Annotated in this window: 13 protein-coding genes; 9 read left to right on the plus strand and 4 right to left on the minus strand. The window is 45.9% G+C overall.

Going from position 1 to position 18910, the window contains the following annotated elements; translation table 11 throughout:
• Positions 1–138: 138 nt before the first annotated feature.
• From IQ263_RS23980 to IQ263_RS23990, 3 genes are all read left to right on the plus strand, one after another.
• The gene (locus tag IQ263_RS23980) at positions 139–3216 is read left to right on the plus strand and encodes a sensor histidine kinase (RefSeq protein WP_228050313.1); all 3078 of its coding nucleotides are present in this window, start codon (positions 139–141) and stop codon (positions 3214–3216) included.
• A 135-nt stretch (positions 3217–3351) separates the two neighbouring features.
• Positions 3352–4647 carry an RNA-guided endonuclease InsQ/TnpB family protein gene (locus IQ263_RS23985; RefSeq protein ID WP_194070637.1) on the plus strand — a complete coding sequence of 432 codons (1296 nt, stop codon included), beginning with the start codon at positions 3352–3354 and terminating at the stop codon, positions 4645–4647.
• Positions 4648–4668: 21 nt separating this feature from the next.
• On the plus strand, positions 4669–6456 hold the full coding sequence (locus IQ263_RS23990; protein ID WP_194070638.1) for a PAS domain-containing sensor histidine kinase: 1788 nt from the start codon (positions 4669–4671) through the stop codon (positions 6454–6456).
• 52 nt (positions 6457–6508) lie between these two features.
• On the opposite strand, the gene IQ263_RS30005 is transcribed toward IQ263_RS23990, so the two are convergent.
• Together IQ263_RS30005 and IQ263_RS30010 are read right to left on the minus strand one after the other, a co-directional pair.
• On the minus strand, positions 6509–6988 hold the full coding sequence (locus tag IQ263_RS30005; RefSeq protein ID WP_333192632.1) for a hypothetical protein: 480 nt from the start codon (positions 6986–6988) through the stop codon (positions 6509–6511).
• Between the two features lie 5 nt (positions 6989–6993).
• Positions 6994–7788 (minus strand): DUF389 domain-containing protein, encoded by a 795-nt coding sequence (locus IQ263_RS30010; RefSeq protein WP_339384748.1) that lies wholly within the window; start codon positions 7786–7788, stop codon positions 6994–6996.
• Between the two features lie 566 nt (positions 7789–8354).
• On the opposite strand from IQ263_RS30010, the gene IQ263_RS24000 reads away from it, so the two are divergent.
• Positions 8355–8837 carry a hypothetical protein gene (locus tag IQ263_RS24000; protein ID WP_194070639.1) on the plus strand — a complete coding sequence of 161 codons (483 nt, stop codon included), beginning with the start codon at positions 8355–8357 and terminating at the stop codon, positions 8835–8837.
• A gap of 49 nt (positions 8838–8886) precedes the next feature.
• Positions 8887–9072: a hypothetical protein gene (locus tag IQ263_RS24005; RefSeq protein ID WP_194070640.1), complete on the plus strand. Its 186-nt coding sequence runs from the start codon at positions 8887–8889 to the stop codon at positions 9070–9072.
• Here IQ263_RS24005 and IQ263_RS24010 read toward each other — a convergent pair.
• Positions 9037–9528, minus strand: coding sequence for a WbuC family cupin fold metalloprotein (locus tag IQ263_RS24010; RefSeq protein ID WP_194070641.1), 492 nt, complete (start codon positions 9526–9528; stop codon positions 9037–9039). The genes IQ263_RS24005 and IQ263_RS24010 overlap by 36 nt on opposite strands.
• Positions 9529–9604: 76 nt before the next feature.
• On the opposite strand from IQ263_RS24010, the gene IQ263_RS24015 reads away from it, so the two are divergent.
• Positions 9605–10831: a tetratricopeptide repeat protein gene (locus IQ263_RS24015; RefSeq protein WP_194070642.1), complete on the plus strand. Its 1227-nt coding sequence runs from the start codon at positions 9605–9607 to the stop codon at positions 10829–10831.
• Positions 10832–10933: 102 nt separating this feature from the next.
• Here IQ263_RS24015 and IQ263_RS24020 read toward each other — a convergent pair whose 3' ends face one another.
• Positions 10934–11806 (minus strand): S-methyl-5'-thioadenosine phosphorylase, encoded by an 873-nt coding sequence (locus IQ263_RS24020; RefSeq protein ID WP_194070643.1) that lies wholly within the window; start codon positions 11804–11806, stop codon positions 10934–10936.
• A 971-nt stretch (positions 11807–12777) separates the two neighbouring features.
• On the opposite strand from IQ263_RS24020, the gene IQ263_RS24025 reads away from it, so the two are divergent.
• From IQ263_RS24025 to IQ263_RS24035, 3 genes are all read left to right on the plus strand, one after another.
• On the plus strand, positions 12778–13608 hold the full coding sequence (locus IQ263_RS24025) for a glycosyltransferase (protein ID WP_228050314.1): 831 nt from the start codon (positions 12778–12780) through the stop codon (positions 13606–13608).
• 1152 nt (positions 13609–14760) lie between these two features.
• Entirely contained in the window at positions 14761–15942 is a 1182-nt protein-coding gene (gene sat / locus IQ263_RS24030; protein WP_194070645.1) for a sulfate adenylyltransferase, read from the plus strand.
• A gap of 397 nt (positions 15943–16339) precedes the next feature.
• Entirely contained in the window at positions 16340–18544 is a 2205-nt protein-coding gene (locus tag IQ263_RS24035; protein ID WP_194070646.1) for a caspase family protein, read from the plus strand.
• Positions 18545–18910 lie beyond the last annotated feature (366 nt).

Below are 18910 nucleotides of genomic sequence, written 5' to 3' on the forward strand. Positions count from 1 at the left end.
CTCTCCCCCTCTCCCTCTCTCCCTCTCTCCCACTCTCCCACTCTCCCCCGCTTCCAACCCTCTCCCCTCTCCCCCTGTCAGGTGATTCGCTAGGAGGAAGTTCGATCGCCCGTCATCCGCCTAAATTAAAGAGTAGCAATGGAGGATTCGATCGCACAAACCATGAAACTGCTCAACCACCGCACTCGACTGCTTCTTTCCGCCGGCATCCTCGGCCTGGCCTACTTTGTCACCGGAAAACTCGCAGTGTCGGTACTGGGACTGGTAAAAGCCGAAGCCTCCCCGGTGTGGCCGCCCGCCGGTATTGCTCTGGCGACATTGCTGCTGCAAGGGCGGCGGATGTGGCCGGGAATTGCCCTCGGTTCGGTGCTGTTAAACTCAACCGCCGGAGCTAGTGTACCCTTCGCCGTCATTGTCACGTCAGCCTTTAGCGTCACTATGCAAGCGCTGGCTGGGGAGGCCGTGCTCAGTCGCAGCGGATTTTCTACTAAGCTCGATCGACTGCGAGATGTTCTGGGTTTGGTGGCCGGCGCTGTCATCGGGTCTACTTTGGTGGGTTCTACCCTCGGCAATTTGGGCACTTGCATTTTTGGTTGGGCTCAGTGGAGCAATTTCTCTCGGAATTGGTGGACTACATGGCTCGGAGACGGTATGGGAATCTTGATCGTCACACCGGTGCTGCTGACTTTAAATCACGCCTTTAAAAGTTTTCATGTTTCAAGAAAAGATCGAATTATTTCAAATTTTTTAGCATTTTTAAACTGGGCAAATTACCGCTTGCCAATTACTAATTATTTATCAATATTTCAGAACAATAATCGTTATAAAGTGCAAAATGCACTTTTAAATTATTCAGAAATAGCTCTATGGCTAACTTTATTACTGAGTGTTAGTTCGATAGTTTTTTGCTCGAAAGCACAGGCGGCGAGCGCTCTGTATCCACTGGAATATTTGCCTTTTCCTCTGATAGTTTGGGCCGCTTTGCGATTTCGTCAGCCGGGAGCGATTTTTGCTTATTCGATCGTGTCTTATATCGCGATTTTGGGAGCGGTGCAGGGAGGCGGCCCGTTTTTGGTCAGAAGCGAAAATATGCAACAGGCGGTTTTATTTTTACAAGCTTTTACTGGTACGATCGCCCTTGTGGCCCTGATGTTGGCTGCAGCCGTGGCTGAACGCGAGCAAGCGCTGGAGTTCGTGCGCCGCACGGCCGCTCTGTTGCGCGATCGCGAAGCCAGTTTAGCTAACGCTCAGCGCATCGCTCAGTTAGGAAATTGGGATTTAAATTTCACCGCCATCAAGCCAGCCGATCGTTGCGAACAATCGGCAGAAAACAATATATCATCCAATATCGAACTGCGGTGGTCGGACGAGCTTTATCGCCTCTTGGGCTTGGTTCCGGGAACTGTCAAACCGACACCATCCGTTTTTTTGCAAGCCGTACATCCAGAAGACCGAGAATTGGTGGCGCGATCGCAATGTCAAGCGATGTTTGAGGGCAAACCCTATTCCATTAACTATCGAATTGTGCTCCCTGACGGCGGAGTGCGCGCTGTCTGCGAACAGTCAGCAATTCACTCAAACATCATAGCCGCCACAGTCCAAGACGTTACCGAACGTCACCGCGCCGAAGCTGCTTTGCGGACATCCTCCGAGCGCGATCGGCTGCTCTCAGAAATGGCCCTGCGAATTCGCCACTCCCTCGACCTCGAAGAAATTCTTAATACTACTGTTGCCGAAGTCCGGCAATTTTTCAAGGCCGATCGCGCTTTCATCGGTATTATGGACGCTGTGGCCGCAAATCTTCCCAGCCCGGTGTACGGTAAAATTGTCGCTGAGTCTGTCGGTGTCCAATACCGTTCTATTGTGGGGTTGGTGCTCACTGACGAGAATCACCTCGAAACGCAGAAAACTTTTTATGCTAACAACCGCGTCCGAATTGTCTCCGATGCTGCTACGGTGCAAGGGGCCGATCGAGTTGTCCAATTATACAGCGACTATCAAATTCGGGCGACGTTAAATGTGCCGATCGTCCTCGGCGATGAACTTTTCGGGATCTTGGCCGTCAACCAGTGTTCTGGGCCCCGCCAGTGGCAGGAATTTGAAATTGATTTGTTAGAAAAACTCGCTACCCAAGTGGCGATCGCCCTCCAGCAAGCCCAACTTTTGCAGCAAGTAAAAGAACTCAATGCCAACTTAGAATCTCAAGTCGAAGAACGCACCAGCCAACTGCAGCAAAAAATGCACGAACTGCAAGAAAGCAACCGTCTCAAAGATTTATTTTTGCACGCAGTTTCTCACAATCTCCGCACTCCAGTGATGGGAATGTTGATATTGCTGAAAAATTTGCTCAACAAATCGTCCTGTGAGTCTGTACAGGATGTTCCGGTTTCGCGATCGATTTTGCAGCGCATCGTTCAGGCCAGCGAACACCAATTGACTATGGTTAATGCCCTCCTCGACGCTCACGCTAGCGAAGTAAAAGGTATTTTTATCCATCCCGAACCGCTGGAATTGCAGCCTTTAACTTCAGCAATTATTGGCGATTTAGCACCGATGCTAGCCAAAAATCAAGCAATTTTTACTCACGAAATTCCGCTAAATTTGCCGCTAGTCTGTGCCGATCGCAAACACTTACAGCGGGTGCTGGAAAATCTGCTAACTAATGCGATCAAACACAATCATCCGGGAGTCAATATCACTTTTAAAGCTGAGGTAATTGAAGTTGACAAAACGCTAAATCTTGAAGAAAATTCACAATTTTTAACATCTTCCAATAATCCGATCGCCCGCTGTATCGCTAACCGGATACCTGCTGCGGGCGATCGTCCGGGGATGCGCGACACCGCCCAGAAAAGTCCAGAAACCCTAACCGAACTTCACCCCGAAAGCAGTTGTCAAATCCCCCCGTATCAGGCTCAAATTGGCAATATCGGCGACAAATTGCCCGAAGCTACCGTAAAAATGGTTCGCTGTACTGTAACAGATAATGGAGTAGGAATCAGCGCCAAACAGCGGGAATCTCTGTTTGAACTTTACGTTCGAGACCCCAATAGCCGACAATTAACAGGACTGGGTTTGGGACTTTACCTCTCCAAGCAAATTATCAAAGCTCACGGCGGCGAAATCGGTGTCGAAAGCACTCCCGGAGGCGGTTCGACTTTCTGGTTTTCGCTACCTGCTGTCAATTCGGGCGATCGATCTTTCCCAATTCTTTAATCTTTAATCTAAAATCTAAAATGGTATTATGAAACTTCATTAAGATTGTAAGCATCAATAAACAATGGTAGTATCATATAGTCAGGGAAGTCAAATAAAAGAATAATTGCGCTCGTTGAAAAAGGGAGACTTTGGATGCAACTAGCAGAGAGGCACATCATTAAATCTACGGAACACCGTTTCGCCCCGATTGATGAATTAGCTTTTAAATCCAAGAATCTCTACAACTCCGCTAACTACGTCATTCGTCAGAGTTTTGTCTATGGATGGGGTTATGTCAATTATAACGAGATGAACCGTTTGATGAAATCTCATCAAGCATACAAGGCAATGCCCGCCAAGGTCAGTCAACAAATCTTGATGATATTGGACAAGAATTGGAAATCGTTTTTTGAAGCAGTCAAAGCTTACAAAATTGATTCTTCTAAATTCACGGGTCGCCCGAAACTACCGAAGTATAAAGATAAAGTCAAGGGTCGGAATATTCTTGTCTATACAATTCAGGCAATTAGTAGCAAGCAATTGAAGAAAGGAATCATCAAACTTTCGGGTACGGAAATCCTGATAAAGACCAAAGTAAATCCCGATCGGATTTGTCAAGTTAGACTGGTTCCCAAATGCGATTATTATATAGTCGAGGTAATTTATAATGCTTGTACTGAGCGTAGTCGAAGTGAACCGGAGTCCACCGTCAGCGACGATAAATTTATAGCTAGTATTGATTTAGGACTGAATAATTTGGTGGCGCTAACTTCAAATCAGCCGGGTTTTATCCCTCTCCTGATTAACGGGCGACCATTAAAATCGATTAATCAGTTCTATAACAAACGTAAAGCACAGTTACAATCTCAGTTAAAAGGAAGCCGCAAGAGTTCACCTCGCATTCAGCGTTTAACTCGCTGTCGCCACCAAAAAGTCGATAATTACTTGCATCATACCAGTCGGCTAATAGTCGATATTTTGGTCGCCGGACAAATTGGAACGCTAGTGATTGGCAAGAATGCACAATGGAAAAGCGAGATCAACTTAGGAAAGCAAAACAATCAAAACTTTGTCGGCATTCCTCATAATCTGGTAATTGAAATGTTAGAATACAAAGCTAAATTGGTGGGAATTAAGGTGATTGTGCAAGAAGAATCTTATACCTCGAAGTCGAGCTTCATGAATCTCGATCCGATTCCTGTGTACGGGCATATTGGCGCTGATGGTGTCGTCTTTAGTGGTAAGCGAATCAAGAGAGGATTGTACAAGACATCGGTCGGTAAATTAATTAATTCCGATATTAATGCTTCTTACAACATCCTGAGAAAAGCAATCCCAAATGCGTTTAGCAATGGGATAGAGAGCTGCGTAGTTCAGCCAAGGCGGGTCAATCCGCTCAAAGTACGAGCGAAAGGGGAGGGACTCAATGCCTCCTATGTCATGTCATAAATGACTATACTTTTACTAGCTATGAACTATTTGGGCAATGCAAAATCAGTTCAGGTGTTAACAGCTTACGAGGTGTGGCGCAATCGCTTCCTCCAAGATCGGCTGCGCCCTGCTGTCGGAATTGCCATCTTTTTTGCCTTGACAATAACTGTCTATTTTATGGGCGAAGCATTCTTCGTCCGCCAGGAATTTAAAAGTGTTTATTTGTACACGAGTGCTGCTGTAGAAATGGGTTTGCTGACCTGTTTTGTGCTGCAAAAAACCTCCTTTGGACAGCGCTATCCCGGTTTGCTGTTTTTGGGGTTTTCGTGGTCGCTGACGGTCATTATACAGCTTGGGTTAGCTGTCGCAGGAGCCGGAGAATTACCGATTTTTACCTGGACTTTAGCGTTTCTGATCCAAGCTACGCTGATGCCAGTCCGCTGGCGACTCCACCTGATTTCTCAACTCGGCGTTTTGTGCTGCCACATCGGGATAAATTTGGTTTTAAATTTAAGTTTTGCTAAGTATAGTGCTTTTAGGCTGACCGGGTTTTACTTGTATTTGTTTTGGTTTTGTTTGATTTGCGATTTGTCGGTTTATTGGTACGAATGTCTGCAACGAAAAGAGTTTAGTACCAGACGCAAGTTGGAATCTGCTTACCAACAATTGGAGGTGGCGGAGGTGAAGTATCGCAGTATTTTTGAGAATGCCGGCGAGGGAATTTTTCAAAGCACTCCCGACGGACGCTATATTACTGCAAATCCAGCTTTGGCGCGGATTTATGGCTGCAATTCTCCCGAAGAGGTGACGGCAAAATTTACTGATATCGATCGGCAGTTGTACGTCGATCCCGATCGCAGAAATGAGTTTTTGCGATCGATCGAGGAAAGCGGCACAGTATCGGATTTTGAATCTAAAATTTACCGCTGTGACGGCAGTATTGTCTGGATTTCCGAGAAAGTGCGGGCGGTACGAGATAGCACCGGCTCGGTGCTTTATCATGAGGGTTTAATTGAGGATATCACGCAGCGGAAACAAGCCCAAGAATCGCAGCGGTTGTTTATTCACGCTCTTTCTCACGACTTGCGAAACCCGGTAGCGGGAATGTTAATGGTGCTAAAAAATTGGCAAACAAAAACTGGAGATTCGATCGCAATTCCCCGTTCTGTTTTGGATCGGATGATTCAAGGTAGCGAACAGCAGTTGCGCTTGATCAATTCGCTGTTGGAAATTCACGCCGGAGAATTGGGCGGTTTGTTTCTGCATTGCGAGCGGGTAGATTTGAGGGCGGTAGTGGAAGCAGCGGCGGCTGATTTGGAGCCTTTAATGAATGAGGCTCAAGCTACTTTTAAAAATTTAGTGCCGGATGATTTCCCCGCCGTGAATGCTGATGCTACTCAGTTGTGGCGGGTGTTTTCTAATTTAATTTCTAATGCTTTGAAACACAATATGCCCGGATTAAATTTAACGGTTTCCGCTCAAATAATAACGGCAAAACAAATCAAAATTAATCAAAGCAAAACGAAAGAAAATATAGAAAAATTACCAATTACTAATTACCAATTAGCAATTACAAATTCCCAAAATAGCATGATTTACTGTACGGTTGAAGATGACGGAGTGGGAATATTGCCGGAACAGTGCGAACATCTGTTTGACCTTTATGTGAGGGGTTATCAATCCCGACATTCGGTCGGTTTGGGTTTGGGTTTATATCTTTGCAGGCAAATTATTGGCGCTCACGGCGGGGAAATTGGGGTAATTAGCAGTCCCGGTGCTGGGGCAATTTTTTGGTTTACTCTGCCGCTGGCCGAGAATGGTAGTTGATTTTTTGGTATTTTTAACTAAATGCGATCGGCTGTACTGGATTTAAATTGTATTAAATCCGAGGGGCTTCTAACACGGTGACATCTACCAATGGTGTTGCCTTAAAATCTTCTTTCAACAAGCGAGTTTGGATGGCTTTGGTCAAGTCAGCGCGAATTTGTTGAGCCGATCGCGCGACTTGCGGCTGACGCTGAACGTAGACTTGAGACAGCAAAATATCATCCCCCGGATTGTCGGCTCTGGTGAAGCGAACGTTGGATTCTACCAGCTTGGCTAAATCGCTTTGCTTTACAACCTGCTGCAGTTGAGAATTTGCCCGTTGAGCGAGACTAGAACGCTCGAGGTTAGGCGAATTGGAAAATTGCCAGATGATTAATGCCGTGAGTACGATCGCACTAACTCCCACCGCCGCCGGGAACACACCGCGTTTCCCCCGCACGTAGCGAGTTCCTTCAGTCGATAGCCCAAACAGACGAAACATCAAAGACGCCGCTAAATTAATGCCGCCGAGTTGCAACAGCAGTAAAAACACGCCGTTTACGGCCAGATCCCGACGACCAATTGCCGCCCCATGCCAATCAAACCAGCAGGGGGAGCTAGGGAAGCCGATACCAGCATTCCGGTAGCCGCTCCTGACACCAAGCTGCTGCGATCGGACTTAATCAGGGATAGCGCTCCGGCGGCTCCGGCTGCAAGGAGAATCAGCACCGATACCGAAGAAATTTGGCTGCCGTCAATCATCAAGCTGGTGGGGTTTTGCTGTTGCAGAATCAAACTCAACAATCCCGTAGTCGCGATCGTGACACTCAGGGCCGCAAAGTAGCGTAAAATGCTGCACCCCAAGAGTTTGAGATCGCCCCTTGCCGTAGCCAAGGCGGTATTCATGGCAGGCCCTGCAAACGGCGCCAGCAACATAGCGGCAACTAACAGGTAGCTGGTATTAGTGTACAAACCAATCCAAACAATGATTCCCGCGAAAAAGGCATAGCTGAGAAATCCTTTCCAAGAACCTGTACTCTGCAAACCAGCCAGAAAAATCTCGATCGGGCTGCGTTCCTCAACATTGGTAACTTGCTCCGCAGCGTCACTGGCTGGGGGATGCAGCGACATCACACCTGTGGGAAGCAGAGTAACACTTAAGTCCGGCAAATCTTGCAGTTTTCCGAGAAGTTCCTCAACCTCGCCATTAGAAACGTGGATCAGCACCAGATCCAGTCCTCGATCGACTCCCGTCGCTTCAATTTGTGCTAAGTTCGTGCCTTTACAGGCTTTCGCTATCTCTAAAACTGTTTTTCCAGAACCCCGAGGAACTTGTACAAATAGTTGGCGCATCGTCTTCACTCATCTGCTAATTCGATCGAGACCTTCTCTCTAGAGAAAGCAGCTTCAACAAATCCAGGCAAACCCGGAAAACCTAGAATGTTTAAGTTTAGACAAGCATTCTTCTAAGCGTGCTTGCGCTTCCTCACTGTCGAGGTTAACCTGGAAATATCTGTGAGAGATATCATAATAACATAGCCTTTCTCAGGTTTCTGGAGGTACGAATTTAGATACTTCGGCTTCGCGATCGTAAAAGTTTGAGATTTGAGACTTCGCCGTCAGCGCCCGCATCGAAGGATTTTAGATTGGGGGGATTTAGAAATTGAAGAATTGTTAATTAATTAGATTTTTTCCCTCATTCTTGTCGAGCCTGCTATTCATAGGCTTTGAGAGGATTCGTCTGTTGGCCAATACTTCACTCACTTGAGAATTGCTATATGTCTATTGTTCTATTGATTTTATTTGAAAATAGTGTTATGATAAGCCCAATATTTTTATAGTAAAAATATCCCTTCACATTGTCTCGATCGACAGCATTTAATCCCTAAGATTGATCAAACATAAAATAAGTGTAATTTATGGTTGAAAAACACTCAGAAAATACAGCCAAAGACGCTCCAACTAAGTACGATGTAGCTAAATATAACGAGCGGTCATTCTCAACCTTAATTCGAGCGATCCATCTTTCCCAAGGTTACTTTTCTTTCGTTTTAGTCAACTGCAACTCCCTGGAATTGCGGCAGCAAATAGTCGATCGCCTGCAAGCAACTTGTACCCATAAACCGCAACAACTGCTGTTGTCAAAATCGGCGACAACTCTCTACACGACAATCGCAGCAGAAGTAGACAACAAAACGCCCCCAGCATTAATGATTCTCGGCTTGGAATCAGTGGAGTCGATCGATCGACTCCTCGTTTCTACCAACCTAGTCTGCAGCGAATTCAGCAACAAGTTTTCCTTTCCCCTCATCTTTTGGGTAACAGATGAACTTCTGAGAAAAATTATTCGCACCGCCCCAGATTTATACAATCGGATGACAACAATTAGATTTGTTAGTTAGTTGTTATTTGTTATTTGTTATTTGTTATTTGTTATTTGTTATTTGTTATTTGTTATTTGTTAACAGCCAACAGCCAACAGCCAACAGCCAACAGCCAACAGTCAACAGCCAACAGCCAACAGTTAACAGCCAACAGCCAACCGCCAACAGCCAACAGTCAACAGTTAACAGCCAACAGTCAACAGTCAACAGCCAACAGTCAACCCTTAAACTCAGCTTCCCAAAGCCTGACTAACTCCCGCGCCGCCGCACTTCCCTCAGCCGGAAAACCGGGCAAAAAGTCTTTATCCGCAGCCACGTCATAGGGCCCTTCCTTGAACTCCAAAATCACAGTATCCGCAGCCAAAGCTACTAAGGTGTGAATAGTACCCTCGGGAAGTTCCACAGCGCGAGTGGGCCCGGCTGCACCCACTTGCAACGATCGCAAGATTTGACCGTTTTCGTTCAAAATAAGAATACCTACCGCTCCTTGAATCACTACAAAAAACTCAAAACCGTTAACTGCAGGCGGGCGGAGGTGTCGGTGAGGGCGCACGTAGGTACCCGGTTGCAGCACGTTGACAAACCGCTGCACCTTTTCTGACAAATCGTGGAAATTGTAGTTTTGTCGCTGACGCGGGCTGCTGCGGGAGGAAGCTGTAACTTCGTCTAGCAATTCCTGCGTCAAGCACTTAATCGGAGGGGATTGCACAACAGATATCCTGTATTTAATACTTTGTAAACAAATGGGCTAGTCTGAGATCGTACTTACCAGCATCTCTTGACATATGAAAATCGCAAATCAGGTGCGTATCACTAAGGCAATGCGTTTGTCAAGTATTTTTAGAGCAAGTATTAGCCCGATCGCCCTTTCGACTATTCTAGTCTGCGCCTGCAGCGTTTCTGCCTCACAACCGAGGGCTGCAGCACAGTTGGTGCAGCAACAATTGCCAGAGCAGCAAATTAAAGCAGAAATTCGCGATCGAGTTCAAGAAGAAGTTGACACTGCTTTCGGGCGCACGGCGACACTGCTAAACGGGCTGGTAATTGCTTTAACTTTGCTTCCGACAGCAGCCGGAGTCGGGGTTTGGTTTCTGTTTAATAAATTGTCCCAGCAGACAACAAGTGCTCGCCAAGAAATCGAAAGTCTCCATTACGATACCATCTCTCAATTAAAACTATTAATTTCCGATGCTGAAGGCATTTTAGGGGAAATTAAACACCAAAGTCACCAGGCGGATGCAGAAACGGACTTGTTATTGCCCGACGCCCAAATTCAAGAATTTACTCCGGTTAACTACGGCAATTACCAACAGTTATTGACGGCGGGAGACTATGCCAAACAGGGAGATGCTTGTTTCTTTGAAAACCGCTACGAAGATGCGATCGCAGCTTACAATCTCGCCCTGCAAATTCAGCCGGATTTAGCAGATACCTGGAACAACCGGGGAGTAGTGCTCACTAGAATGCAGCGGTATCCAGAGGCGATCGCCTCCTACGAACAAGCTACGACAATTCGCCCGCAGTATCCCGACGCTTGGAACAACCGAGGCGTAGTATTGTTGGAATTGCAGAAGTACCCGGAGGCGATCGGCTGTTACGAACAAGCCATCCAAGCCAAACCCGACTACGCCGATGCTTGGAACAACCGAGGCGTTGCTTTTTCCAAAATGCAGGAATACGAACAAGCAGTAATTTCCTACAATAAAGCTCTACAAATCAAGAACGATTATACTGACGCTTGGAACAATCGAGGCGTTGCACTCTCAAAACTGCAAAAATACGAAGCAGCGATCGACTCCTACGACAATGCTGCTAAAATTCGACCGGATTTCTACAGAATTTGGTACAATAAAGCCCGATGTTACGCCCTACAAGGTAAAATTGAATTAGCAATTGAAAATTTAAAGCGCGCCCTCAATCTCAATCCTAATTTGTGTAAACAGTTAGCACAAACAGAAGTTGATTTAGAAAAAATTCGCGACCACGATGCGTTCAAGCAGTTGATTAATTAATACCGTCTGGAACACCATTGAGAAACCGGATTTCTCTCGAAAAATCTTTGGTAGGATGCCAAACTAATCTAAGAAACCCGGTTTCTGGTTCTAGCGTCTGCTCTATAAATACTTCTGCAACAACAAACCCATTTTATCCTTAGTTCTGGCAGGCACTCGATCCAGCGGAGTCAGAATTGCATATTTCAAAGCAGAATGCGACTCGGAAACGGGAGGATTTTCTGTGAGCATCCGTACAGTTTTTTGAATAACTTTTTGGGCATTTTCTGCATTGCGGTGCAAATTGGCAATCACCATTTCTACGGTTACGCTGTCGTGATCTTCGTGCCAGCAGTCGTAATCGGTGACTAATGCTAAAGTTGCATAGGCAATTTCTGCTTCTCTGGCTAATTTTGCTTCGGGCAAATTTGTCATCCCGATGACTGTCGCCCCCCAACTGCGGTAAAGATTTGATTCTGCTTTTGTGGAAAATGCCGGGCCTTCCATGCAGACGTAAGTACCGCCTCGGTGCAGGGTAACATCGGGGATGTTTAAGGATTCGATCGCACTTGCCAACACTTTAGCCAATTCGCCGCAAATCGGGTCGCCAAATGTAATGTGACCGACTATTCCTTCTCCAAAAAAAGTAGAATCTCGATTTTTTGTGCGATCGATAAACTGATCCGGCACTACCATATCTAAAGGTTTTGCCTCTGCTTTCAGAGAACCAACCGCCGACGCTGAGATTAAATACTCAACTCCCAAACTCTTCATTGCATAAATATTTGCCCGATACGGCACTTCTGAAGGCAAAAAAGTGTGGTTGCGGCCGTGTCTTGCCAGAAATGCCACGGGCGTACCGTCCAAGGTTCCCACAATTGCGGCATCCGACGGCGTTCCAAAAGGTGTATCAATTTTTACCTCTTCCACATCTTTGAGGGCTGCCATTTTATATAAACCGCTGCCACCGATAATTCCGATCTTTGCTTGTGCCATTTTTTACCTTCTGCCTGAGTTTCACAACAGTGATTATATCGGGCCACCGTTAAATTAGCTTGACACACTCCCGGGCCTGAAGGCGTGGGAATTCTAGAATACTGGCAAAGGATGCGGAGCAAGTCCCGTCTGACACCCTCTCTCCTACTAGACAATGCCCTGCCTAGTTGGATTTCTCCAAACAACCAGAACTGGTTTTCTTTCTTTAGGTCTGACAGACATTTTGAACCCCGGCTTTTACCCCGGGCGATTCTTTTTATACCAGTTGAACTCCTTCGACTACATTCTCGCGGTGCGTTTGAAATTTTATCTACCCTACTTCTGGGCAGAACCCCTTACCTCAAGTCTGTTCAAAAACTTGTATTGAATCTTACTACAAACTTTCAGGGATATTACGTAGTTCAATATTGCTTAATTTCCTTAGAGATAGAAAAGCCGTCGAGCTTATGACGGGGCTCTTACCTCAATTTTTCGGTAAATATTCTTAAACATTTCATCACAATAGTCACCAGACACACACTATAGAACCCCTTTGACATCTATTCCCGACTTATTACCACAACTAGGTTTGGGCGAATCAGTAGAATCCTAGATTTAGGCTAGAATAGTTGCCCTGTAAGGAAGGATTTTACAAAAGATATCAAATGGATTCTATAATACTTTGGATACTACTCTAAGGTCAGCAACTAGCTATGAATATTTTTATACTCTCTTCACGGGGTTTATCATCTAGCGTCTTCTGGGACACAGTTTTTGAATTAGAAAATATTCTGGTACGAACCTGCAACGCAAAACTTTTGATACCATCGGGTCGGGACTTACTAAAGTGGTCCTCCGAACTGCCTCCACTAGCTAATCGAATTGTCAGCAAAGCTATCAAGTATACTACAGGTTTCTATAAGTTAGCCTCTTTACCTGAATTGTCGAACAAACCCAATGTTTTACTGACTATTGGCATCTCAGGCTCAGATATGGAACTACTCTCAAGCATACCTAAGTGGCGACAGCGTTTTGATGTTGTTATCGGTTATGTGTTCGACGCCTGGGATCCTAATATTTACTCGAAAAATGTATATCATTTAGATCGTTTATTTGTTCCGCTACCCGAAGTTATAGATGAACTCCAGCAATATTTTAACATCCCAGTATCGCTGCTGCCTTTTGGTGCTGATGTTCTCGGTCAAGGTTCGTGTCAAGTCAAACGTTCCATTGATGTAACTAGCTTTGGACGGATACCCGAACAGTATCACAAGGCGTTTTTCAATAAATTCAATCAACCTGGTTCCGAAAAAATCTACTATAAATCGACACCCCGGAACCTAGAGATATTTCCGAAATTGCCTTACGAAAAACGTCAAGATGAGGAAGATAGTTTCCTACTCTTTCATATTCTGAGAAATAGTAAAATTACCTTAGCATTTGATACGCTCTATCCTGGTATGCGTAAGTTTCCTTACTCATTTATTACGCTGCGGTGGTTTTACGGTGCTGCGACTGGTGGCGCGATTGTTGGCAAACGTCCAACTACACCTCTGTATGATGAGTTGCTGAACTGGGAAGATGCAACTATTGAGTTACCAGACAATCCACAAAAAAGTGTGGAGTTAATTGAAGAACTTTTACAAGACACGCAGCGCCTTCAGTCGATATACAAGCGCAACTATGTTGAGAGTTTAGCTCGTCACGATTGGAGATATCGGATTCAGAGTATGCTGGAGAAAGTTCAAATTCCCTTACCTCATCTGCTGGGTGAAGAATTATTGCAACTGAAAATGCTTCATAACAAGTTGGTCGGAAACTAGCTAGTTGTCAAACAATAAAAGCTATAGATTTGAATAGGATTGAATTTCAACAGGATGAGGCTTAACTTTACAGTGAATTTATCGCCGATATTTAGTAATAGTTTATTGGCGCTCAATTTCCGAACAGAGTAGAGATGATTTAGTTTTTTCTATGATGAGAAGCAAGTTAATAATTTGAAAACCCACCCAGTCTTTATACGGAATTTTACACTGATTCGTATTAATCAACAAAAAATCACAGTTATCCATGTCAGGGAACAATATGAAAATGGGAGGCAGACAAAACCCAATCTTTTTAATTTGTTTACAATTGTGTGAACTTCCTCAGCGTTCATAGAACCTGGTAGAAAATCGTGAATCTCGATAGTTATTTGCTTAATATTGCAGAGCGTGGCATCGCCTATCGAGTTAAAAAGGGCTTGTTTAGCACCTTAAAACCTACTTTCAAGACATCAATCAACTCAATTTGATGGTTGTTTAAAACAGTGTCGAGTGTGATTCCCTCGACTGATATAATATCATGTCCAGTCCAGTAGATTGATAACGGTAATATTTGCTTCGTAGTGCGGTTTAGTCCGCAATCCAGAAGCAGACTGAAGTCCGCACTACGAACAGTTTTAGTTGTGGAAATCGACCGGATGTGATATGATTTTCTCAAGGCGGCGCAGGCTAACTGCTTCCTCGCTAACACTGTGGCATTCTCTATTTTATGAAAAATCTAAATTTAGACGCTAATTTTTGTCTAAAATAGGACAGTTAATTTTTGAAATCTAGTTTTTTATGTGATGTTAAAATACACAGCATAAAATGCTTCTAGGGCGTAAAAATAACAATTAATTCACAATTTATTTATTCGCAAAATTGAATAAAATTTGCCTTTCGATCAATAAATCAAGACTGAAAATCTATGAATATGGTATAAAATATAGTAGGAATTTTTAAATTTATCAAGCCGGAATACTTTTGCCAGCATTCGATATATTTAACTAAAAAATTATCGAGTGTCATGGCTTAGCCTATAAATCATAGTTTGTAAATATAAGGTATGGTGCGTGCTGGAGTTTACTAGAAAAACTAATTAAGTGTAACAACACCTTGGTAGGATATAGGTAGCTAAAGTCCAACATCTTAAATCTAAAACCTCAAATTGACATGAGCCAGAATTTAGACCGCATTGCCCCTCACGGCGGCATCCTGGTCAACCGCATTGCCACACTAGACCAAAGACAAGAATTTTTTGACAAAGCAGAAGTATTGCCGCGAGTTCAGCTTTCGGATCGATCGATCTCTGACCTGCAAATGATCGCCATCGGAGCCCTGAGCCCCCTCAAAGGGTTCATGAACGAAGCTGATTATCGATCGGTCGTCAAAGAAATGCGCCTGTCCAACGGCATCCCTTGGTCGGTTCCCATCACCCTCTCAGTCAGCGAAGCAGTCGCCGACAACCTCAAAGAAGGCGCGTTAGTGCGCCTCGACTCCCCGGCTGGCGAATTTGTCGGCATCTTGGAACTCGCAGAAAAATACCGCTACAGCAAAGAAGAAGAAGCCGTCAACGTCTACCGTACCGACGACCTCAAACACCCGGGCGTGCAAGTAGTAGACCGAGCCGGGCCGGTTAACCTCGCAGGCGACGTTTGGCTGTTAGAACGCGAACTAGACACCCGGTTTCCTCAATATCAGATTGACCCGGCGAAATCGAGACAGATGTTCAAAGAAAAAGGATGGAAAACTATAGTCGGTTTCCAAACCCGAAATCCCATCCACCGGGCCCACGAATATATCCAAAAATGCGCCTTAGAAACAGTAGATGGCTTGTTTCTGCACCCGCTAGTAGGGACGACTAAAGATGACGACATCCCGGCTGACGTGCGGATGCGCTGTTACGAAATTTTGCTAGAAAAATACTATCCAAAAGACCGCGTAATTTTGGCAATTAATCCGGCGGCGATGCGCTACGCCGGGCCCAGAGAAGCCATTTTTCATGCTTTAATCCGCAAAAACTACGGGTGTACTCACTTTATTGTAGGGCGCGATCACGCTGGAGTTGGCGATTATTACGGCACTTACGATGCCCAACACATTTTTGACGAATTTGAGCCGGGAGAATTGGGAATTGTGCCGATGAAATTCGAGCACGCTTTCTATTGCAAGCTGACGGAACAAATGGCTACAACTAAAACAAGCCCCAGCAGTCCCGAACAACGGGTGCATTTGTCTGGAACCAAGGTGCGGGAAATGCTGCGGGCTGGAAAATTGCCGCCGCCACAGTTTTCTCGACCGGAAGTTGCAGCCGAATTAGCTAAGGCTATGAATATTTTTAGTTACGAGATTTAAGTCTTGAACTTTGGTATTGGTGGCATTCTGAAAAGTTAAAATTTTTGAGTTTTGAGTGGGAAAATTGAAAATTTCACCTTGAAACTCAAAAATTTTAACTTAAAAGTTAAAAAATATCTGAATAATTAACAGTCACCATCTACAAAAATTAGGCGAAAAGTGGTTTGATAGGCTAGTTATAGTAGTAAGGTGCGGTGTTCACCGCCGGCGAGGCGTGCCGCACCGGACACTCATTAGCCAAACGGTGGTTGTACCTGCTAATTCTAGGGTTCTCGGCGTGCGGTGCAAACCTGCAATATAAAGGTTCTGCATCAGCCCGGATATAATTAAATCCCCAAAAAATATTGAGGGGTATTTAAGTTAAAATTCACAACAGAAAATTCACAGCTATTTAAAAATGGGACTGAAGCGGCGGGAATTTTTACAGCAAGCTGGCCGGATGCTGGCAGCGATCGGGATCGGCGAAACTTTGTGGTTGCGGTTGGGCGATCGCTACCTCCAAGCCTTAGCCCAGCCGACTGCGCGTAAATTGGCTTTGTTGGTGGGGATCAATAAATATCCAGACTCGCCTCTGTATGGCTGCGTGACGGATGTGGAATTACAGCGGGAATTGCTGATCGATCGGTTTGGATTTGCGCCGTCGGACATTCTGACTTTGACTGACGATCGAGCTACGAGGGAAAATATCGAGACGGCTTTTGTCACTCATTTAACCGAACAAGCAAAACCAGGCGATGCGGTGATTTTTCACTTTAGCGGCTGCGGTAGTCGAGTCGGTTCGATCGACACTCCAGGCAAATTGCACAATAGTTTGGTGCCGGCGGATGACGTTGTACCGCTGTTAGCAAACCGAGTGGTGAACGATATTTCAGAGGAAACGCTGCTGCTGTTGATGCGATCGCTCCCGACAGAAAATGCGATCGCCATCCTCGACACCAGCTACACCTATCAAAAATTGCCCAAAAACGGCAACTTTCGCATTCGCTCCCGTCCGCGCTCCACCATCGGCCAGCAAAGCATCGGAGAATTAACGTTTGCCCAAGGCCTCAGATCGAGATCGAATCTCCGTCCGGCGGCCGCGGTACTTGCTGCTGCTGCGAATTCCCAACTCGCCGCCGAACAACAGTGGAACGGATTTACCGCCGGTTTGTTTACCTACGCCCTCACCCAAACTCTGTGGTTAGCAACTCCCGCTAGTAGTTTCAGCGTCAGTTTCAGTCGCGCCGCGGGTACTGTCGAGGAAATGGCGGGGTTATTGCAACAACCGCAAATTCGCCATGACAATTTAACGGCACCGCCTGCAGTTAATTTTTCAAATTTAATGTTGAATTCTGTGGCGGCTGATGGCGCTGTAACGGCGGTGGAAGATGGCGGCAAAACTGTGCAGTTGTGGCTCGGCGGTTTGTCGGCGGGGGTTTTGGAATGGGCGGGGAACTCGGTGTTTGCTGTGGGTTCGCCTGCTGCATCGATCCAGGGCGATTCCCTAGGCGATGGGTACACTTCACTACTTTTGGTGCAGGCTCGCACGGGCTTGACTGCTAAGGCTCAAATTTTAGACGGGGGCGATCGCCCAAACAGACAATTAACCGCCGGCGAACTCGTGAGGGAAGAAATTCGGGTATTTCCGCGAAAAATCGGTTTGACAGTAGCTTTGGACTCTGGTTTGGAACGGATCGAGCGGGTAGACGCTACGAGTGGCTTTGCGACTGTGCCGCAAGTTTCGGTGGTAGGGAGCGATCAACCCGCTGACTATCGGTTTGGCACAGTCCCGGAAACGATTTTAGCTGAAACTTCGTCGGATCGGCCTGTTTTGTATCAACGGCGCTACGGCTTGTTTTCTCTGGCTCAAAGGCCGGTTCCCGACACCGAGGGCGACGGGGGAGAAGCGGTGAAGGTGGCCGTGCAGCGGTTGGCTCCGCAGTTGAAAGCGTTGCTGGCGACGAAGTTGCTGCGGCTGACTGTCAATGAGGGGTCTTCGCGACTGAAGGTGCGGGCGGTGCTGTCAACTATGGCCCCACAAGCCAAGGTGATGGTGCAGCGGGAGCCGGTGCGAGCCGATCGCACTTATCGCTTGGAGCCCATGAGCGCAGACAGCGAGAAATTGGCAAATATCGATATGCTCAGCGTCAACAAGGGCGATCGAATTCAGTACAGACTGTTTAACGAAAGCGATCGCCCGGTGTATGCTGCGGTGTTTTCGTCGGATAATGCCGGACACCTGTTGGTAATGAATTCTCAGATCGAAAATGATCCCGGAGCGATGTCGGTGGCGATCGCCCCCGGAGAGAATTTGACTGTACCGGGCGCTGGGACTTTCGGCTGGGTGGTATCGGGCCCGAGCGGACTAGGGGAAACTCTAATTATATTTAGTGAAAAACCCTTCACTCGAACTCAGGCGGCGATCGAGGAAGGAATGCAGCAAGTGAGGAATGCTTCACCAATCCGAGAATTGTTGAATCCTTTAATTGTCGCGCAGGCCGTCTTGGAAGATTTGCACAATGCTAGTATTCCGGGTGTGGAGAAGTTGGGGATTTCCACTGATGATTTGGCTTTGGATGTGAATGTTTGGGCAAGTTTGAGTTTTGTTTATCGGGTAATTTAATTGTAAAATTGCGAAGGTTTTTTACGGGAACATCTGTGCAGGAGCTTGATAGAACCCCTTTGATATCTATTCTGCGTAAATCTCAGAAACCGGTTCGATCTCTATATTTCTCGTCACCCAAAAACTCGTAGAAACCCGGTTTCTCGCCCTTGCGTAAATCTCAGAAACCAGTTGATCTCTATATTTCTCGTCACCCAACCCAAAAACTCAAAGATGTCAAATGGGTTCTATAATAAGTAAGTCGGTGGGGAAAAACACAACTGTGTTAAGAAAGATAAATGAGGCTAAAACCCCAATCCCTCCTGCATTCTGTCTCCTGACTCCTGCCTCATCCCAACTACAAATATTTACGCCTTTCTACTTAGT

Origin of the sequence: Tychonema sp. LEGE 06208, from assembly GCF_015207505.1 — a bacterium.
Taxonomy (GTDB): Bacteria; Cyanobacteriota; Cyanobacteriia; order Cyanobacteriales; family Microcoleaceae; genus Microcoleus.